General features: G+C 57.1%; 1 protein-coding gene. It reads left to right on the top strand.

The annotated features are described in order from the left end of the window. The coding region (locus EN857_RS33435; RefSeq protein ID WP_135897682.1) for a glycosyltransferase at window positions 1–330 on the top strand (330 nt) is incomplete at its 5' end. Window positions 331–399: the final 69 nt, after the last annotated feature.

Here is a 399-nt window from a genome sequence, read left to right as displayed (position 1 = left end):
CATGGCCAGGGCGGGGGTCGAAATATCGCTGAGGGAATGTCGCCGCTCAAGCTTTTCGAATATATGGCGCACGGCAAACCCATAGTATCCTCCGACCTGCCAGCTATCCGTGAAGTCTTGAGGGATAGCGTCAACAGCGTTCTGGTGTCGCTAGACAACCCGTCTGACTGGGTCAAGGCCCTTCGGCACCTGCGCGAAAACGAGGTGTTTCGGGATCAGATTGGTCTACAGGCGAAGGCGGACTTTCTGGCCAAGTATAGCCGCATTGCACGCGCAACCAACATCCTAAAGGAGATCGAGAACCGGATGCCGTCGAACGGAAGCTTATAGGGCTTCACAGTTTCTCTTGTTGCAGGCGGCTGCTGCGCCGTCAGCAGGCCACTTCCCACTGAACCGGCG

The sequence above is a fragment of the Mesorhizobium sp. M4B.F.Ca.ET.214.01.1.1 genome (genome assembly GCF_004791545.1).
GTDB classification, from domain to species: Bacteria; Pseudomonadota; Alphaproteobacteria; order Rhizobiales; family Rhizobiaceae; genus Mesorhizobium; species Mesorhizobium abyssinicae.
The sequence above is the reverse complement of the archived record's forward strand: the minus strand, read 5'-3'. Positions and strand labels throughout refer to the sequence as shown.